We start from the raw sequence: 17,535 nt of genomic DNA, 5'->3' as shown, positions 1-17,535 counted from the left end.
CATGACCACCATTGGCGTATTTGCTTCGGTTTTTAATCAGTCAGGTGAGGTCTTGTGTGTCAGGCGCAATTACCCTCCATACGGTTGGACAACTCCGGGGGGGCGGCTTGAGGATAATGAAACGCCTGAGCAAGGGGTAACCCGCGAGGTGTATGAGGAGACGGGCTATCAGGTGCTTGTTGAGCGCCTGGTGGGTATCTACTACGCCTCTCATAAGTCAGACCTGGTGATCTCTTATGAATGCTCAATTGTCGGTAATGACCCATGGTTGGCTGATGGTGAAATCGCTGAGATTGGATTCTTCGCTATCCACGCGCTTCCAACACCTATGAGAAAGAACAGTCAGGTACGTATTTTTGATGCGGCGTCGGGGGCGCGAGGCGTGTCCCGGACATTCAATTCATCCGACCATGGGGAGCTGTAATGGCTCAGCTTATTTGTTTCGACGTAGGCAACGTACTGGTCAGGTTGAAAAGCTTCACCCATGCGGTGGACAAAACGAAGGTTGAGCAGTATTCGCATCTCACCCAGTTGTACGGAGTTGGCCGATTGGCACGGCAGGAGTTTTTGAATGCGTTGAGGGCGTTATTTGAGTGGCGATGTGAGTTGTCGGATATTGAATCATGGTTTGTTCATCATCGCATCGAAGGACCCCAGCCCGGTTCAGATAAATTGCTCGCTCAGTTGCACAAGAGTGGAGTAACCGTCTCTCTACTTTCAAATACGAATGCCAGTCATTGGGCATACTTGAGCAGCCTTGAATTATTCCAGCCGCGTCTTATCAGCGTTCTCTCTTTCGAGCAGCGATGCGCTAAGCCTGATATCGAAATTTATCGGCGTTTGGAGGAGCTAACTGGATTCAACAGCGCAGAAATCATTTTTTTCGACGACCTTGAAGTCAACACTCTGGCAGCTGATCGTCTGGGTTGGATCACCCGCCAGGTAGCCCCACCCTCTGCGATAGATGACATTTATAAGTTTCTGCAAGGCCACGGCGTTCTGTAAGCGTTGGCTAATCACCCCTTGGCTGAAAGATAGCCCTTTAATGTGCAGTTGACCCATGCGTGAATGCTTATACACAGGCGGTCCGCTTCTGCTTGTGCTGCACTGTATATTTCATGGTCAAGATTAACCTGATGCAGATTTTCGGGTGTGTGCTCCTTTATCAAGTAGCGACTTAGGGTTTCACTGAGATCATGCCTTACTTTCGCAGTCTGCGGCGTGCTCAATGGCTGATTCGACGGCCGGGTGGCCTGGGTCACTTCGCGTCTTGCTTGTTGCAACGCCGTCAGTACGAGTTGGCTTTGTTGTTGAAAAACACGACCAGCAGCGGTGAGCTCCATACGGCGACAATTGCGATCGAACAACGTGGCGCCCAGGTCGGCCTCCAATCGCCTGATAGCGCGAGACAAAGGCGATTGCTCGACATGTACACGCTTGGCGGCTCGAGAAAAATTAAGCTCTTCAGCGACCGCAAGAAAGTAACGCAGATGCTTGATATCCATTTTGCCACCGACCCAAGCACCCCTTCAGGGGTTAGATAGGGGTGCTGCTAGTGATAGAAGGCTCTGAGCGTTACTGGTTGAAAAAAATATGTCTGTAGGCCGGTTATTCAATTGTTGAGCGAAAACTCTGCCACGCTTGAAGGAATACTTAGTTAGATCCTCAGGCGTGGTGTTCAGTCAGCACCTTGCGAAACGTCTCCACCAACGGCCGCAAGTTAACGCGGTGCCAGGCCGCCCACAGCGGTGTGGTGTAGGCTGTAGGCCAGCCACGGCAGCTCGCTGGCCTCCGTGCGCCTTTGCCTCTCTCACGTTAAGGAGCTTGAGTATGAAGATTGATGTAAGCGGCAAAGTGGCTATTGTCAGCGGCAGCACCGCCGGTATCGGCCTGGGCATCAGCCAGGCCCTGGCGCAATCCGGTGCCACGGTGGTGGTGATCGGGCGTGACGCAGGCAAGGTGGACGACGCCTTGGCGAGCATTCGCCAGGCGGTTCCCGCTGCTCAACTGCGTGGTTTAGTGGCCGACCTCGGGACCGTTGAAGGCGCACAGAAACTCTTCGCCGCCGAACCCCGCGCCGACATTCTGGTCAACAACCTGGGCATCTTCGACGCGGTGGATTTCTTCGACGCACCGGACAGTGAGTGGGCGCGCTTCTATGAGGTCAATGTGATCTGCGGCGTGCGCCTGGCGCGGCATTATGTGCCGGGTATGGTCGAGCAGGGCTGGGGCCGGGTGATCTTCGTGTCGTCGGAGTCCGGCGTGGCGACGCCGGCGGACATGATCAACTACGGAGTGACCAAAAGCGCCAACCTGGCGGTGTCCCATGGTCTGGCCAAGCGCCTGGCGGGTACTGGGGTGACGGTGAATGCTATCTTGCCGGGGCCGACCTTTACCGATGGCCTGGAACACATGCTCAAGGACGCCACGGCCGAATCCGGGCGCAGTGCCCGAGACGAAGCAGATGTGTTTGTGCGCCATGCGCGGCCCACCTCGATCATCCAGCGTGCGGCCAATGTGGATGAAGTGGCGAACCTGGTGGCGTACATTGCTTCACCGCTGTCTTCGGCGACGACCGGTGCCGCGCTGCGGGTCGACGGTGGCGTGGTCGACAGCATGGCAATCTGATTTTTTCCTGACTGGAGTATTGATCGTGGCAACAGCTTCTTCTGTGATTGAAATTGCGGTGTCGGCCGACCAGGTCTGGCAACTGATTGGCGGCTTCAACAGCCTGCCCGACTGGCTGCCTTTGATTGCCAAGAGCGAGCCGAGCGAGGGTGGCCGTGTGCGTCACCTGACCACCGCTGACGGCGGCGCGATTGTCGAGCGTTTGCAAACTTTCGACAACGTGGCGCGCACCTACAGCTACACCATTGAAACGTCGCCATTTCCGGTGAGTGCTTACCTGGCGACCTTGCAAGTTGAAGCGCTGACGGAAACCTCGGCGAAAGTGACCTGGTCCGGCGTGTTCACGCCGGCAGCGGGTACCACCGATGCGCAAGTCGAGGAATTGTTTGCCGGTATTTACGAAGGCGGGCTTGAGGCGCTGCGCGGTAACTTCTGAAGATTGTGGCGAGGGAGTAAGCTCCCTCGCCACAGGTGGGTTTTAGCCTATATGGAGCAAGGCTGCCGCGACAGCCTCTGCCGGCGTCATCTGCGCCGTATCCAGCCTGAACGGCGGCGTTTCCCAGCGTTCATACTCATGCACCTGCACCGATTCCCAGGTGGGTGGTACCAGCCCCGGAATATCGCCCACACGCCCTTCGACTCGACGCCGATGCGCCTGCTGGTCGGAACACACCACCTCGATATTGAGCAGCGCCACGCCGGCCGCTGTCGCCACCGCTTGCCAGGCATCGCGGCTTTCCTTCACCGGGTTCACACAATCGGCGATCACCCGCTGTCCCAGGCGCAGATTACTCAGCGCCAGCGCATTCGCCACACCGTAGCCACTGGCCCCCACATCGCCCGCCAACACTGCAGCCTCCCGCAGCGCCTGCTCAATCACATCAATACGCAGGTAAACCGCGCCCAACTGTCGCGCCAGCTCCCTGGCAATCGTGGTCTTGCCACTGCCAGGCAAGCCGCTGAATACAATAAGCATGACCCATCAATCCCTGTAGGAGCGAGCTTGCTCGCGAAATACGTCAACGATAATGCGTGCTTCCTGAATAAACGCGGCGCCTGTGGGGTTTTCGCGAGCAAGCTCGCTCCTACAGTGGTATTAGAACCGCTTGACTCATTTCACTAACTGGAGCGCCCATGACCTTGCCGTTCGTGAAGATGCATGCCCACGGCGACGACTTCATCATCATCGACCGCCGTGGCGAGGATAACCCCATTACTGCGCAGATTGCCCGTCACCTGGGTAACCGCCGTACCGGCATCGGTTTCAATCAACTGGCGGTGGTGCTCGACTGTGAGGAGGCTGCCGCGCGCATTCAGTTCTGGAACCCGGACGGAACACGCCTGCAAACCTGCGGCAGCGCGACTCGTGGGGTGGCCGATCGCCTGATGCATGAGGCAGGCACCCAAACCATCCTGCTGCGCAGCGACCGTGGCTTGCTGACATGCACACGTGCTGATGGGCAGCGGGTGTCGGTGGACATGGGCGCACCCTCGCTGGGCTGGGCGTCGGTACCCTTGGCCAAGGCGATGGACACCTGCGTGTTGCCTATCGACGGCCAGCCGGCAGCGTGCAGCATGGGCAACCCGCATTGCACGTTTTTTGTAGAGGACGTGACTGCGCTCGATATTGAGGCCATGGGCTCGGCCCTGGAAGTTCACCCGCTGTTTCCGGCCAGGACCAATGTGCATTTCGTGCAAGTGCTGGACCGCGGCCATATCCGCCTGCGTATCTGGGAGCGTGGCGGCGGTGTGCCGCTGGGGTCCGGTTCATGCTGTTGCGGGGCGGTCGTCAATGGCATCCGGCGAGGGCTGCTCGATGAGCGTGTGGAAGTCCAGTGCGACGGTGGCGCGGTCACGGTGCAATGGGACGGGCAGGGCGGCGTGATATTGACCGGCTGTGTCGAGCCGATCATGCAGGGCACCGCGTACCTGGACTAGAACTTCACGGTAAACGTGGTGCCTGCGCTCGCACAGGAACTCACCACCACGTCGCCGCCATGTACTTTGGCCAGTTCGCGCACGATATACAGACCCAGGCCTACGCTACGCACGTCGCTGCCTTTGTCGGTGCCGCGGGTCATGGGTTCGAACAACCCGGCCAGCAGGGTTTGGGGAATCGCCGGGCCGTGGTTGTGTACCGCGACCGCGCAGGTGTTGTCGCCCAGGCGTGAGGTGATGGTGATCGGCTGCAGCAAGTCGCCATAGGCCACGCTGTTGGCCACCAGGTTACCGATCATTTGTTGCACGCGGTCGGCGTCCAGGCAGGCGTCACCCTGGCCCTCGGCGTAATGCACCAGCGTGGCCGTGGGGAAGGCCACCCGCAGTTCGTCGACGCTGCGATGAATAACGCTGTGCAGGTCCAGCGGTTGAGGCTTGATGGTGATGCCCTGGCCGACCCGGGCCTGGGTGAAGTCCAGCAGGTCGGCGATCATCCGATGGGCGCGTTCGGATGACTGGCCGATATGCCCCAGTAGCTGGCGCTCCTTGGCCGTGCGCTCGCCGCGCTGGAGAAAGTCGGCGGCCATGCGGATCGCAGTCAGAGGGTTTCTCAGGTCGTGGCTGACAATCGCCACCATCTGTTCGGCAAACAACGCCCGGCGCTGGGCAATGGCGTAGGCCTCGCTCAGCTCGGCCTGGGCCTGTTGCAGGGCCAGCTCCGTGGCGGTTTTTTCCTGCAGCAGGGCTTCGGCCTGCTTGCGGGCATTGAGCAGTTCGCGCTCGTACTTGTCACGGTCAGTGGTACCGAACAGTGCCAGGTCGTACACCACGCCGTCCGGCTGCTGGCGCTGGTTGGCATTGAGCAAGACTGTGACTTTGTGCCCGTTGCAATGGCGGATGTCGAGTTTCACCTCGGTAACGCTGCCGTGCATGCGCAGCATTGGCGCCAGGTGCGTCTGGTAGAAAATCCGCCCGCCCATGGCCAGCAGGTCCTGGAAACGCCGGCCCAGCAGTTGGGCCGCAGTGAAGCCCAGCCAATCGCACAAGCGCGGGTTGACGTGCAGGATCGTGCCATCTTCCTGGGTCACCGCCAGGGCACAGGCCGCGCTGTCAAACAGCGGGTCAATGGGCATCGGCAGCCGCCCAAGGGACCAGGAACCGGTCCATCGCCGCTGCACACGCCTGGGGGGCGCTCATATGCGGGCAATGGCCGACATTCTCGACCAGGCAATAAGTGCTGTTAGGTAATACGGTGTGCAGGTATTCACCCACGGCCACGGGGGCGATCAGGTCGTCGGTCGATTGCAGGATCAGCACTGGGGTGGTCAGGCCGAACACATCCTGGCGGTTATCCGACAGGAAGGTCACGCGGGCGAACTGCTTGGCGATGTCCGGCTCGGTGCGACAGAAGCTGTCGGTGAGCGCCTCGCTCAGGTGCGGCTGCGTCGGCGCGCCCATGATCACCGGGGCCATGGCACTGGACCAGCCGAGGTAGTTGCTGTCGAGGGTGTCGAGCAGGTCGTCGATGTCGCTGTGCTGGAAACCGCCGACATACTCATCGGTGTCGATATAGCGCGGCGATGGGCCAATCATCACGTGTGCGGCAATGTGGCCCGGGAGGAAACGGTCGGCGAGGGTGCCGATCATCGCGCTCACCGAGTGGCCCACCAGAATCACCGGGCCTTGGGCGTAGGCGTCGATAATCTCGTTCAGGTCGTGGGCATAGCCATCCAGGCGGCTGTATTTGGCTTTGTCGAACGCACTCAAGTCCGACAGGCCGGCGCCGACCAGGTCATACAGCACCACGCGAAAGCGGTCGAGAAAGTGCGGTGCCAAGGCATTCCACATGGCCTGGTTGCAACCAAAGCCGTGGGAAAACACCAGTGTCGAGGGACCGTTGCCCATCACATGTACATTGTTGCGGTGACGTAGGTCCATGGGGTTCTCGTAGGATGGCTAATTGCTATGCAGCTTAGCGGGCAGTTTAGATAGCCGCAGGCCCTGGGTCACGCGTTTGCGTGCAGATAAGGTAATGTCGGCGCGCGGTGAAGTAGAAGTCACTCACCGGCTGGGCATTGGTTGACGCTGGCTGCACGCAGCGCATAAGTGCAATGGCTTGTATTAAAGCGTCCTCACCATCTCATGCCACGCCATACCGCCGTGATCCGAAGGCGAAGGCCGCACGTAGGTATAACCCATGCGGTCGTACAACGGTACATGCTGCTCCTTGCACATCAGGTGGATCGTGCGCTTGCCCCTTGCTTGCATGCGCTGTACGAACTCAGTCATCAGCCTTTTCGCATAACCCTTGCCCTGATGGGCCGGGTCGACCACCACCGACATGATCACCACATTCGGCGCTTCGGCCACATGGCCCACCAACTCCTTGAACGCCTCATCCGACATCACCACCTCATGGGCGCAGCCAGAGTTGATGAAACCCACCACTGCGCCATCTTCCTCCAAAATCAAAAAGCCCTCGGGATACTGCGCGATACGCGTGGCGATCTTTTCAAACGTTGCGGCTTCGTCGCCTTCGTAGGCGCTGGTTTCGATTTCAAAGCAGCGTGCGGCGTCGGTGGGCAGGGCGTTGCGCAAGGTGGGCATGGGCATTCCGATGTTCAGTGAAAGGCCACATCATAAAGAAACATTTACACCTTTGGCACCGCAAAGCCATTGGCCCTGCAGGCTGAGACTCAATTTTGATGCGACGCTGGACCTGTGGCGAGAGAGCTTGCTCCCGTGACGGTCCCAAAGCCCGCGCATATCTACCTGACACCTCGCGATTCAACTGTAGGAGCGAGCTTGCTCGCGAAAAGCTCACAGACGCCGCGTTTATTCAGGAAGCACGCGTTATCGTTGACGTTTTTCGCGAGCAAGCTCGCTCCTACACAAAGCGATGACGCTTGACTGGTTGGCATTGGGGTAGGTTTGAGCTTCCCAAAAACCAGAAAACCCGCCGAGGCGGGTTTTCTCACTATTCACAGCACATCAAGCCACAGCAGGTGAATCAAAGTCGCGTTTTTCAATCAGTCGCAACCGACAGGATGTATCAAACCCCACCCACCAACTTGCCCCCGTCCATCCGGCGCTTATACGCACTGTCCCGACTCGCCAGCCAGAAGTACAACGGTGACGTCACCGCCAGCCCCACCACCCACGACAAGTCCGCGCCGTTGATGTGCTGCGAAATCGGCCCGACGTACAGCGGCGTGTTCATGAACGGAATCTGCACCGCGATCCCCACCGCATAGGCCAGCAGCGCCTGCGGGTTGTACTTGCCGTAGATGCCGCCATCCACACGGAAGATCGAGGCGATGTCGTATTGGCCTTTGTGAATGGCGTAGAAGTCGATCAGGTTGATCGCCGTCCAGGGCACAAGCACCACCAGCAGCACCAGCACCATGTCGACGAAGTGGCCGATGAAGTCTTGGGAGGCAAACACCGCCGCAATCGAACAGGCGGCCAGCACGATGATGGAGATCACCGCACGGCTTTTCGCGGTGGGGATCCAGCGGTAGGCGAAGGTCTGTACCAGGGTGATGATCGACAGCACCGCGCCGTACAGGTTGAGGGCGTTGTGGCTGATCACGCTGAGCAGGAACAGCACCAGCATCAACGGGCCGATGGCGCCGGTGGCAAGTTTGACGGCGTCCATGGTGTCCATGCCTACCGGCGTGGCGAGCACTGCCACGGCGCCGAAGATGAAGGCCAGGCTCGACCCCAGCGCCGAGCCCAGGTAGGTGGTCCAGAAGGTGGCGGCTACCGGCACGTCGGCTGGCAGGTAGCGGGAGTAGTCCGACACGTAGGGCGCAAAGGCAATCTGCCACAGCGCGGCCAGGGAAACGGTGGCCAGCCAGCCGGAAATGTTGAAGCTGCCACGGGTGAGGAAATCCGTGGTCTGCACATGGGTGAAGATGTAGCCAAAGCCCAGCACGATGCCCGCGCCCAGCACCCAGGTGCCGATGCGATTGAGTACGTGGATGAAGCGATAGCCGATGATGCCGATGATCCCGGAACCAATGGCGCCGATAACGATGCCCACCGGCACAGGCACGGCGTCCACCACGCCATGCAGGGATTTACCGGCCAGCACGATGTTGGAGGCGAAGAAGCCGATGTACATCACCCCGGCAATCACTACCACCAGCAACGCGCCGAGGGAGCCGAACTGCGCACGGCTCTGGATCATCTGCGGGATGCCCATCTGCGGGCCCTGGGCCGAGTGCAATGCCATCAACACACCGCCGACCAAATGGCCGACAAGGATGGCGACAATGCCCCACACCAGGTTGAGGTGGAACAGTTGCACACCCAGTGCGCCAGTGACGATCGGCAACGGCGCGATGTTGCCGCCGAACCACAGGGTGAACAGGTCTCTTACCTTTCCATGGCGATCTTCCGGGGGCACGTATCCAATCGTGTGTTTTTCGATGAGCGGGGCGGAGGATGTTGCAGTGGTAACCATGACGAGCTCCAAGGCAAGGTGAGTACGTGGACGTACTTCGCTATGCGCTGCACGGGCGGCGCTTTGTTGTTGGAGTGATCATCTGTAATGGGCGCAGGCAGGTAAATTAGTAAGTTTGTTGCTATAGACCTTAAAAAAAATATCTCACGTGGTTTTATGCTCCGGTATGTTGCATGGGCTTCAATGGCTTGAAAAACCGGTGTATCTGCGCACCTGTCTGGGGCGAAAACCCACGTTTATGGAGGTGCCGATGGCTGCCTACAACCTGCGCCAGCTCAGATATTTTGTGACCACGGCCGAATGCGGCAGCGTCGCCGAGGCGTCGCGCAAGCTGTATATCGCCCAGCCGTCGGTGTCCACGGCGATCAAACAACTGGAGGACAGCTTTGGCGTGCAGTTGTTTATCCGCCACCACGCCCAGGGCGTTTCCCTTACGCCCAGTGGCGCGCGCTTTTATCGCAAGGCGTTGGAGCTGTTGCGGGTGGCCCATGAGTTCGAGCAGAACGCCCTGGCGGATAATGATGTGGTGGCCGGGCAGATCGACATCGGCTGCTTTGAAACCGTGGCGCCGTTGTACCTGCCACGCTTGATCGCCGGCTTCAAGGCACGCTGGCCAGGGGTGGAGATCCGCATCCGCGATGGCGAGCAGCAGGAATTGGTGCAGGCGCTGACCGCAGGCAGTATCGACGTGGCGATGTTGTTTGAGCACGACCTGGGCGGCACCATCGAGACCACGCCGCTGATGCCGCCCCAACAGCCCTATGCGTTGCTGCCGGCCGATCACCGCTTTGCCCAACAGGCCAAGGTGTCCCTGACCGACCTGGTGCTGGAGCCGATGATTTTGCTGGACGTGTTGCCCAGCCGTACCTACTTCGTGAGCATTTTCGAAGAGCGCGGGCTGACCCCGAATATCGTGTTCAGCTCGCCCTCCATCGAAATGGTGCGGGGCATGGTGGGGCGCGGGTTCGGGTTCTCGATCCTGGTGACCAAACCCTTCAGCGAGTACACCTATGATGGGCAGAAGGTGGTGTGCATTCCCTTGGTGGAAACGGTCACGGGGTCCGGGTTGTCGGCGGTGTGGTTGCGCCGTGCACCGCTGACCAAGCCGGTGCAGTTGTTTGTCGACTATTGCCGTGAAGAACTTGCGCGGTTACTGGCGTGACTGCGATCCAACCCCGCGCGCTTATGCGGGTCAGTGCTCAGCCAACTGGAGCTGTTGCTTGGCCAGCTTCACCACATTGTCCAGGGTAAACCCAAACTTCTCCTGCAACTTCGCCAGCGGTGCCGAGGCGCCAAAGCTGTTCATCACCACCTTGGCGCCGGTCTGCCCGACATAGCGGTCCCAGCCCAAGGGACCTGCCTGTTCCACCACTACGCGGGCTTTCACCGCGGGCGGCAGCACACTGTCGCGGTAGGCTTGATCCTGGTCTTCAAACAGCTCCCAACTGGGCATCGATACCACGCTGGCGGCAATGCCTTCACCTTTGAGCTGCTCATACGCGGCCACCGCCAGGCTGACTTCGCTGCCTGTTCCTATCAGGATGACCTCAGGTTTTACCGCACTGGCCAGCACGTAGGCACCTTTGGCCGCACCGCAGGCCGCCGCGTACTGGGTGCGATCCAGGGTGGGCAGCGGCTGGCGTGACAGCACGAGACAGCTCGGCCGATGAGTCTGCGCCAGGGCGACTTTCCACAATTCCAGGGTTTCATTGGCATCGCCCGGGCGCAAGGTCAACAGCCCAGGCGTGGCCCGCAGTTGGGTGAGGTGTTCGATCGGCTGATGTGTCGGTCCATCCTCGCCGACGCCGATGGAATCATGGGTAAACACGAAGATCACGGGTAATTCCATGATCGCCGCCAGGCGGATCGGCGGTTTCATGTAATCACTGAAGACCAGGAAGGTCGAGGTGTACGGACGCAAGTAGGACAGCGCCATGCCGTTGGCAATTGCGCCCATGGCGTGTTCGCGGATACCGAAGTGCAGGTTGCGCCCGCTGTAATCATCCGCGCTGAAGCGCCCGGCACCGTCGAAGGTGAGGTTGGTCTTGGTCGAGGGCGACAAATCCGCCGAGCCGCCCAGCAGCCAGGGGATCTGTTGGGCGAAGGCATTCAACACCTCGCCGCCCGAGGCGCGGCTGGCGACGCCTTTGGCATCTGCGGCAAAGTCTGGCAGGTGCGCCTGCCACTGCTCGGGCATTTCGCCGGCACGCATGCGTTGCAGTTCATCGGCCCGTTGCGGGTCGAGGGAGGCCAGGGTCTGGTTCCATTCGGCGTACAACGGTTCGGCACGTTCGTAAAGGGCATCGCGCAACACTGTGCGAGCCTCTTGCGGTACCAGGAAACTGGAATCCTGCGGCCAGCCATAGGCGGCCTTGGTCAGGCGAATTTCATCGTCCCCCAACGGCTCCCCATGGGCGGCAGCGGTGTTGTGTTTGTGCGGCGAGCCATAGCCGATCACGCTGTCCACCACGATCAAGGTGGGCGCGCCGGTGTTGGCCTTGAAGGTTTCCAACGCCACGCTCAAGGCCTGCAAGTCATTGGCGTCGGTGACATGCACGGTGTGCCAGCCATAAGCCTGGAAGCGTTGGATCACGTCTTCACTGAACGCCAGCTCAGTGTGGCCCTCGATGCTGATGGTGTTGTTGTCATAGATCCAGCACAGATTATCGAGCTTCAAGTGCCCGGCCAGGGACGCGGCTTCGCTGCTGATGCCTTCCATCATGTCGCCGTCACCGCAGAGGGTGTAGACGTCGTAGTCAAACAGCACCTGGCCGTCGCGGTTGAAGCGCTGAGCCAGCCAACGCTCGGCCATGGCCATGCCCACGCTGTTGGCGCAGCCCTGGCCCAACGGGCCGGTGGTGGTTTCTACGCCTGTGGTCATGCGGTACTCGGGGTGGCCAGGGGTCTTGGAGCCCATCTGCCGGAACTGCTTGATATCCTCGAGGCTGACGGCCGGTTGGCCGGAACGCTTGCCGTGGGCGTCGATCTCTACCACGCCGGCCAGGTGCAACAGCGAATACAGCAACATCGAGGCATGCCCCACCGACAACACAAAACGGTCACGGTTGGGCCAATCGGGATGTTCGGGGTGATAACGCAGGAAGCGACTCCACAGCGTGTACCCCACGGGCGCCAGGCCCATGGGCGTGCCAGGGTGACCCGAATTGGCCTTCTGCACGGCATCCATGGCCAGGGTGCGTAGGGTGTTGATGCATTGGGTGTCGGCAGCAGTGGCAACGTAATTCATATAACCGTTCTCCCTGGGGTGGCGATCTACAGTGGAGGGCAAGGCGGGGCAAAGGTTTGATCCCATCGCGTGCGCCGCGACGAACGGGACGCGATTGACCTCAAACATGACAAGACCTGTTGGAATGGGCTAGCTTCAAGGGCGTAGACCATCGATCAATCTGTGGAGGTACGCCATGCCAGTGAAACACGACCTGTATCAGGACTTGGGATTGAGCAAGGAAGCTGTTCACGAACGCAGGGCGAAGGACAAACGGCTGGATTCGCTGCTTACCCAATATGATGCTGCTGATGGGGAGGTGCTGGAGGCCGAGTCGCGCAAAGCCGACGACATGGAGGTGGAGGTGTTGAAGAAAAAGCGCTTGTCGATCAAGGACAAGATCGCGGGGCGGCTGGCTTAAGCAAACCCGCCGCACATACGAAATATGCACATTTATTCAGAATTGTCTGGAAGACAAGCGCCGTTTCACTCCTTATGATGCGCCCCGTCCACTCGGCTCTGGGGCTTGTTGCGGCGCAAGGATTGCGTTGTTTGAGCCGGGTGGGCATCCTCAGAATTCATGCAACACCGGGCCGAATCGGTCGGCTGCAAATGCTGCCCGTGGGAGCTGGCTTGCCTGCGATGACGGCCTTACAGCTGACACAGTTATACCGAGTACATATCCATTCCTGCGGTAACGGCCACTTAGGGTTCCGCCCTGACGGCGGCTCACTTTCGAAAAGCGCGAAAGTAAGCAAAGCGCTCTTGCCCCACCACTCGGCACCTCGCTTAGGCTCGGTGTGCCCGTAATCCGCCAGTGATTTGGGGGGCCGCCGCCACGCGCCATCCATGGCGCGGGGCGGCTAAACCGGCATCCCTGCCGGTTTACCCCCCAAATCCCTGTCGAATTCCGGCCAGCGTGGTTTAACGGGGCGCTTAAGATCAAAAGCAGATCAAGATCAAGAGCGGCTCGCTTCGCATCGTGGTTACCATCAACGCCGTGACGCTTGGCGTTCGGTCTTGCATCCAGTCATTTCAACAGCGTTTCAACGCATATATCCATAGAGCGCTGCTGCGTCTGCTCATACAACTGCAACTCATCAATCGTCCTGCGCCCCAGCGCCCGCTCGAAGGCTGCCCGGTTGGAGTTGCCCGCGTAGTGACTCTGCGCCCCATCCCCCAGGTTTGACTGGAAGATCCCCGCCGCACTGACCGGCAAAAAGTCCTCATACACCAGCGGCTCCACCGCCACATGATCGGCACTGACCAGCGCCTCCAATGTGCGTGGCTGGTCGACCTGGCCGCGTGCAGCCAAGCCCTTGTCGGTGACGAAGTAGCGAAAATACGCCAAGCCCTGCTCGCGCATTTGTGGGTAGTTATCGGGGAAGGCGTGGAAGTGCTGTTCCATCAATTGCACATAGCGCTCGGCGTTGGCTTCATTGGGGAATGTGCCGAGTTCGTCGCGGGCGGCGTTCAGCAGTTGGTCGTACAGGGCACGGCCTTTAGGCGTAAGCGCGACGCCGCGTTGTTCGATTTCGCCGAAGCGCGCGCTGTGGCTGCCGTGGGCATCGGTGAAGGCGATGGGTTCGTCCAGGGCCTTGAAGCTGGTCTGGCGCAGCAGGATCGGGCACTGGCGCCGGGGTGGGCCTTCGATCACGGCTTTGGGAGTGATGCCTTTGCCGGGCATCGCCGCCTGCACCTGGTCGATGTCCAGGGTGCGTGGCGTCAGGTGGTTGATGTGCGGGCCTTTGAACGCGACGACGTCGGCGATCAGGCGGTGCTGGTCGCTCAGTTGCTGATATTGGGCGCCGGTGACTGTGGCAGTGTGGTGCCAGCGGAACGTCTCCAGGGCCTGGCGGATAAAGGCCTCGGCATCGCTGGCATTCAAGCCTCCTTGGGTTTCTGCCTGGTCGATCAATGCCAAGGCCTCGGCGGTAAAGATCGAGCGCTTGGCCAGGGCGCTTTCGGCGAAGGCGCGCAGGTCGGGGTTTTCGATCAGTTCCAGGCGCAGCAATGAGGTGAACACGCGAAACGGGCTGATTTGCAGCGCGTATTCATGCACGGCGCGAAAGGCGGTGGAGTGAACAGGCACGCCAGCGGGGGTGAGGTCGTAGTAGCCCACCGGTTGCATGCCCATCACCGCGAACAAACGGCTGATAGTTGCCAGTTCCGCAGCGGTGCCCAGGCGGATGGCGCCGTGGCGTTCCATGCCCAGGCGCTGGATTTCGCCGGTACGTTTGAGCTGGTGCGCCAAGCCCGGTTCGCTGTCGAGCACACGTGCATTGGTCTCGGCCACCAACTCCAGCAGCGCGCCATATAACGGAACTTCCTCTCGATACATGTCGGACATGGCCTTGGAAAAGCCCTTGCGGATCTCGTCAGGGCTGACATGTGCAATGGCGTGCATAGAAAAATTCCTGATGACTGGAGCGATGAAAGTGGCCTTTGCCTGATTTTGTTGAGCGGCCTGCCGGCTTGCAAACGAAGATTCCTCTGGACTTCATTCTGCAAATGAATGAATTGACCCTGCGTCCACGTCTTCATGTGCAAGCGGGCGTCATTGGGCTCTACACTGCGCGCCACTGTGTAGGTGAAGGAGGACCCAATGACGGCCAAACCCGCAACCAACCTGCTGCACACCCTCGAAGGCCAGCGCCTGGCAACGCCAGGCGCCGAGCAGTGGCGCGAGTGGGGCCCGTATTTGAGTGAGCGCCAATGGGGCACGGTGCGCGAAGACTACAGTGCCGACGGTGACGCCTGGGCCTACTTCCCCCATGAGCACGCCCGCAGCCGCGCCTATCGATGGGGCGAGGACGGATTGGCCGGTTTCAGTGACAAGGCTCAACGCTGGTGCCTGGGCCTGGCGCTGTGGAACGAGCGTGACGCAATCCTCAAGGAACGTCTGTTCGGCCTCGACAACGCCGAAGGCAACCACGGTGAAGACGTCAAGGAACTGTACTTTTTCGTCGATGGCGTACCGAGCCATGCCTACATGCGCATGCTCTACAAATATCCCCATGCGGCCTTTCCCTACGCTGAACTGATCGCCGAAAACGCCCGTCGTGGGCTGGCGGATGCCGAGTATGAAATCCTTGATACCGGTGTGTTTGCAGACAACCACTACTGCGACGTCAGTGTCGAATACGCCAAGCATCAGCCCGACGATATTTTCATGCGCGTCACCGTGCATAACCGTTCTGACCAACCCACACGCCTGCAGGTGCTGCCCCAGCTCTGGGCACGCAATGACTGGAGCTGGACCTTCGATGCACCCAAGCCCGGTTTGAGGCTGGACGGCGAGCGAGTGCTGGCGCGTCATCATGAGCTCGATGATCGCCACCTCAGTGCCTGGGGCCAGGACGGGGTGCAATGGCTCTTCTGCGAAAACGAAACCAATCGGCCCAGACTGGACGGGCAACCGGCGCCGGGGCCATTCAAGGATGGCATTAACGATTACGTGGTGGGCGGGGTCGAGTCGGCCATTCGCCGGGACGCGGGCACCAAGGTGGCCGCGCAGTTCACCCTTGAACTGGCGGGCCAGGAAAGCAAAATCCTTTACCTGCGTTTTGCGCCTGTGGACGCGCCTGACGTCAATGCACGCAAGCTATTGGAACAGCGGCGCCAGGAGGCCGATGACTTCTACGCGGTCTTGCAGCAGGGCCTTGCCGATGACGATGCGCGCACTGTGCAACGCCAGGCCCTGGCCGGCCTGCTATGGTCCAAGCAGCTGTACTATTTCGACGTGAACCAGTGGCTTGACGGCGACCCGGCCCAGCCCGCGCCGCCGCCCGAGCGTCTGCATATCCGCAATACCCATTGGCGGCACCTGTCCAACTTCGACATCCTGTCCATGCCCGACACCTGGGAATACCCTTGGTATGCCTCCTGGGATCAAGGCTTCCAGGCGGTGGCCATCGCGCTGATCGACCCTGGTTACGCCAAGCAACAGCTGTTGTTGCTGGTAAAGGACCGCTTCATGCACCCCAACGGCCAATTGCCGGCCTACGAATGGCGCTTTGACGACGCCAACCCGCCCGTGCATGCCTGGGCCAGTTGGCGGGTATATCAGCAGGACAAGGCGTTGACCGGCGTGGGCGACATGGATTTCCTGGAGCGGATCTTTCACAAGCTGCTGCTGAATTTCTCCTGGTGGGTCAACCGCAAGGACGCCGAGGGCCGCAACCTGTTCCAGGGCGGTTTTCTGGGCCTGGACAATATCGCCTTGTTCGATCGCTCGGCCACGTTGCCGCCGGGCTACCAGTTGGACCAGGCCGACGGCACCGCCTGGGTGGCGGCCTATGCCCTGGACCTGATGCGCATCGGCCTGGAGTTGGCCAAGCGCAATGCGGTGTATGTGGACATTGCCGTGAAGTTTTTCGAGCATTTCCTCTACATCGCCGGCGCTATCAACCGCGTCGATGACAGCGCCGAAGGTTTGTGGGATGAGCAGGACCAGTTTTTCTATGACGTGCTGCACCGTCCTGATGGCCAGAGCGAACCGGTGCGCCTGCGTTCCATCGTCGGGTTAATGCCGCTGTTCGCGGTGCTGGTGCTGGAACAGCGCGAACACGAGGGCCTGGAAGGCTTGCGCGAGCGCCTGCTGGGCTTTATGCATCATCGGCCGGACCTGGCCAGGCTGGTTTCGCGCTGGACCGAACCGGGGCAGGGCAACCGCCTGTTGCTGGCGCTGCTGCGCGGTGAGCGCACCAAGGATTTGCTGCGACGCATGCTGGATGAGCAGGAGTTCTTGTCGGCCTTCGGTGTGCGCGCCCTGTCCAAGGCCTTCGCCGAGCAGCCCCTGGCGTTGAAGATGAATGGCGACACCTTGTGCGCCAGTTACCAGCCCGGTGAGTCCGACTCACGCTTGTACGGCGGCAACTCCAATTGGCGCGGGCCGCTGTGGATGCCGGTCAATTACATGCTGATTGAATCGTTGCGCGAATTTCATCGCTATTACGCGGAGCATTTTTCCGTGGAGTATCCAACGGGCAGTGGGTATCTGGCGTCACTCGAGGAAGTGGCTGACAGCCTCAGCGAGCGGCTGACGCGGTTGTTTCTAAAAGATGAAAACGGTGTGCGGCCGTCGATGGCGGGGTATGCGCAGTTGCAGGAGGACCCGGCCAGTCGTGAGCTGGTGTTGTTCCATGAGTATTTTCATGGTGAGACAGGGCGAGGGTTGGGGGCTTCACACCAGACCGGGTGGAGCGCGTTGGTGGCGTTACTGTTGCAACCAAAACCTTAAGCAATCAGCACACCAAATGTGGGAGCGGGCTTG

16 protein-coding genes and 1 pseudogene are annotated in these 17,535 nt (G+C 60.1%); 8 read left to right on the top strand and 9 right to left on the bottom strand.

The window, feature by feature from the left end:
- Position 1: 1 nt before the first annotated feature.
- Entirely contained in the window at positions 2–424 is a 423-nt protein-coding gene (locus BUE92_RS17625; protein ID WP_073525304.1) for an NUDIX hydrolase, read from the top strand.
- On the top strand, positions 424–1,005 hold the full coding sequence (locus BUE92_RS17620; protein ID WP_073525302.1) for an HAD-IA family hydrolase: 582 nt from the start codon (positions 424–426) through the stop codon (positions 1,003–1,005). Before BUE92_RS17625 ends, BUE92_RS17620 begins: the two co-directional genes overlap by 1 nt.
- Positions 1,006–1,016: 11 nt before the next feature.
- On the opposite strand, the gene BUE92_RS17615 is transcribed toward BUE92_RS17620, so the two are convergent.
- Together BUE92_RS17615 and BUE92_RS28970 are read right to left on the bottom strand one after the other, a co-directional pair.
- Complete coding sequence (locus BUE92_RS17615; protein WP_073525300.1) at positions 1,017–1,505, bottom strand: LysR family transcriptional regulator; 489 nt, start codon at positions 1,503–1,505, stop codon at positions 1,017–1,019.
- Between the two features lie 160 nt (positions 1,506–1,665).
- Positions 1,666–1,770, bottom strand: a pseudogene (locus BUE92_RS28970) (LysR family transcriptional regulator); the annotation flags it as partial.
- Between the two features lie 60 nt (positions 1,771–1,830).
- Between BUE92_RS28970 and BUE92_RS17610 the strand changes: the two are divergent.
- Together BUE92_RS17610 and BUE92_RS17605 are read left to right on the top strand one after the other, a co-directional pair.
- Entirely contained in the window at positions 1,831–2,628 is a 798-nt protein-coding gene (locus tag BUE92_RS17610; RefSeq protein WP_073525298.1) for an SDR family NAD(P)-dependent oxidoreductase, read from the top strand.
- A gap of 25 nt (positions 2,629–2,653) precedes the next feature.
- On the top strand, positions 2,654–3,064 hold the full coding sequence (locus BUE92_RS17605; protein WP_073525296.1) for an SRPBCC family protein: 411 nt from the start codon (positions 2,654–2,656) through the stop codon (positions 3,062–3,064).
- A gap of 42 nt (positions 3,065–3,106) precedes the next feature.
- Here the strand turns inward: BUE92_RS17605 and BUE92_RS17600 are convergent, their stop codons facing one another.
- A complete protein-coding gene (locus BUE92_RS17600) occupies positions 3,107–3,604 on the bottom strand; it encodes an AAA family ATPase (protein WP_073525294.1) in 498 nt (165 codons plus the stop codon).
- 158 nt (positions 3,605–3,762) lie between these two features.
- Here BUE92_RS17600 and dapF point away from each other — a divergent pair, with 158 nt between their 5' ends.
- Entirely contained in the window at positions 3,763–4,566 is an 804-nt protein-coding gene (gene dapF / locus BUE92_RS17595; protein WP_073525291.1) for a diaminopimelate epimerase, read from the top strand.
- Here dapF and BUE92_RS17590 read toward each other — a convergent pair.
- From BUE92_RS17590 to BUE92_RS17575, 4 genes are all read right to left on the bottom strand, one after another.
- Complete coding sequence (locus tag BUE92_RS17590; RefSeq protein ID WP_073525289.1) at positions 4,563–5,699, bottom strand: PAS domain-containing sensor histidine kinase; 1,137 nt, start codon at positions 5,697–5,699, stop codon at positions 4,563–4,565. The genes dapF and BUE92_RS17590 overlap by 4 nt on opposite strands.
- The gene (locus tag BUE92_RS17585) at positions 5,689–6,504 is read right to left on the bottom strand and encodes an alpha/beta fold hydrolase (RefSeq protein ID WP_073525286.1); all 816 of its coding nucleotides are present in this window, start codon (positions 6,502–6,504) and stop codon (positions 5,689–5,691) included. The genes BUE92_RS17590 and BUE92_RS17585 overlap by 11 nt, the downstream gene beginning before the upstream one ends.
- A gap of 183 nt (positions 6,505–6,687) precedes the next feature.
- A complete protein-coding gene (locus tag BUE92_RS17580; RefSeq protein ID WP_073525284.1) occupies positions 6,688–7,179 on the bottom strand; it encodes a GNAT family N-acetyltransferase in 492 nt (163 codons plus the stop codon).
- A gap of 439 nt (positions 7,180–7,618) precedes the next feature.
- Positions 7,619–9,034, bottom strand: a complete 1,416-nt coding sequence (locus BUE92_RS17575; RefSeq protein ID WP_073525282.1) for a purine-cytosine permease family protein — start codon at positions 9,032–9,034, stop codon at positions 7,619–7,621.
- Positions 9,035–9,284: 250 nt separating this feature from the next.
- On the opposite strand from BUE92_RS17575, the gene BUE92_RS17570 reads away from it, so the two are divergent.
- Positions 9,285–10,196 carry a LysR substrate-binding domain-containing protein gene (locus tag BUE92_RS17570; RefSeq protein WP_073525280.1) on the top strand — a complete coding sequence of 304 codons (912 nt, stop codon included), beginning with the start codon at positions 9,285–9,287 and terminating at the stop codon, positions 10,194–10,196.
- A 30-nt stretch (positions 10,197–10,226) separates the two neighbouring features.
- On the opposite strand, the gene tkt is transcribed toward BUE92_RS17570, so the two are convergent.
- A complete protein-coding gene (gene tkt / locus BUE92_RS17565) occupies positions 10,227–12,281 on the bottom strand; it encodes a transketolase (RefSeq protein ID WP_073525277.1) in 2,055 nt (684 codons plus the stop codon).
- 175 nt (positions 12,282–12,456) lie between these two features.
- Here tkt and BUE92_RS17560 point away from each other — a divergent pair, with 175 nt between their 5' ends.
- Positions 12,457–12,681 (top strand): DUF465 domain-containing protein, encoded by a 225-nt coding sequence (locus BUE92_RS17560; protein ID WP_073525275.1) that lies wholly within the window; start codon positions 12,457–12,459, stop codon positions 12,679–12,681.
- Between the two features lie 609 nt (positions 12,682–13,290).
- Here the strand turns inward: BUE92_RS17560 and hglS are convergent.
- Positions 13,291–14,667 carry a 2-oxoadipate dioxygenase/decarboxylase HglS gene (hglS, locus tag BUE92_RS17550; protein WP_073525272.1) on the bottom strand — a complete coding sequence of 459 codons (1,377 nt, stop codon included), beginning with the start codon at positions 14,665–14,667 and terminating at the stop codon, positions 13,291–13,293.
- Between the two features lie 198 nt (positions 14,668–14,865).
- Between hglS and BUE92_RS17545 the strand changes: the two genes are divergently transcribed.
- The gene (locus BUE92_RS17545; RefSeq protein WP_073525271.1) at positions 14,866–17,502 is read left to right on the top strand and encodes an MGH1-like glycoside hydrolase domain-containing protein; all 2,637 of its coding nucleotides are present in this window, start codon (positions 14,866–14,868) and stop codon (positions 17,500–17,502) included.
- The last annotated feature ends 33 nt before the right edge of the window (positions 17,503–17,535 follow it).

The organism is Pseudomonas fluorescens (assembly GCF_001902145.1).
Classification (GTDB): domain Bacteria; phylum Pseudomonadota; class Gammaproteobacteria; order Pseudomonadales; family Pseudomonadaceae; genus Aquipseudomonas; species Aquipseudomonas fluorescens_BV.
The sequence above is the reverse complement of the archived record's forward strand: the minus strand, read 5'-3'. Positions and strand labels throughout refer to the sequence as shown.

Bases quoted from the DNA above. Each gene is read 5' to 3' on its own strand.
- BUE92_RS17625 (WP_073525304.1), top strand. From the start codon at position 2: ATGACCACCATTGGCGTATTTGCTTCGGTTTTTAATCAGTCAGGTGAG.
- BUE92_RS17620 (WP_073525302.1), top strand. From the start codon at position 424: ATGGCTCAGCTTATTTGTTTCGACGTAGGCAACGTACTGGTCAGGTTG.
- BUE92_RS17615 (WP_073525300.1), bottom strand. From the start codon at position 1,505: ATGGATATCAAGCATCTGCGTTACTTTCTTGCGGTCGCTGAAGAGCTT.
- BUE92_RS17610 (WP_073525298.1), top strand. From the start codon at position 1,831: ATGAAGATTGATGTAAGCGGCAAAGTGGCTATTGTCAGCGGCAGCACC.
- BUE92_RS17600 (WP_073525294.1), bottom strand. From the start codon at position 3,604: ATGCTTATTGTATTCAGCGGCTTGCCTGGCAGTGGCAAGACCACGATT.
- dapF (WP_073525291.1), top strand. From the start codon at position 3,763: ATGACCTTGCCGTTCGTGAAGATGCATGCCCACGGCGACGACTTCATC.
- BUE92_RS17590 (WP_073525289.1), bottom strand. From the start codon at position 5,699: ATGCCCATTGACCCGCTGTTTGACAGCGCGGCCTGTGCCCTGGCGGTG.
- BUE92_RS17585 (WP_073525286.1), bottom strand. From the start codon at position 6,504: ATGGACCTACGTCACCGCAACAATGTACATGTGATGGGCAACGGTCCC.
- BUE92_RS17580 (WP_073525284.1), bottom strand. From the start codon at position 7,179: ATGCCCATGCCCACCTTGCGCAACGCCCTGCCCACCGACGCCGCACGC.
- BUE92_RS17575 (WP_073525282.1), bottom strand. From the start codon at position 9,034: ATGGTTACCACTGCAACATCCTCCGCCCCGCTCATCGAAAAACACACG.
- BUE92_RS17570 (WP_073525280.1), top strand. From the start codon at position 9,285: ATGGCTGCCTACAACCTGCGCCAGCTCAGATATTTTGTGACCACGGCC.
- tkt (WP_073525277.1), bottom strand. From the start codon at position 12,281: ATGAATTACGTTGCCACTGCTGCCGACACCCAATGCATCAACACCCTA.
- BUE92_RS17560 (WP_073525275.1), top strand. From the start codon at position 12,457: ATGCCAGTGAAACACGACCTGTATCAGGACTTGGGATTGAGCAAGGAA.
- hglS (WP_073525272.1), bottom strand. From the start codon at position 14,667: ATGCACGCCATTGCACATGTCAGCCCTGACGAGATCCGCAAGGGCTTT.
- BUE92_RS17545 (WP_073525271.1), top strand. From the start codon at position 14,866: ATGACGGCCAAACCCGCAACCAACCTGCTGCACACCCTCGAAGGCCAG.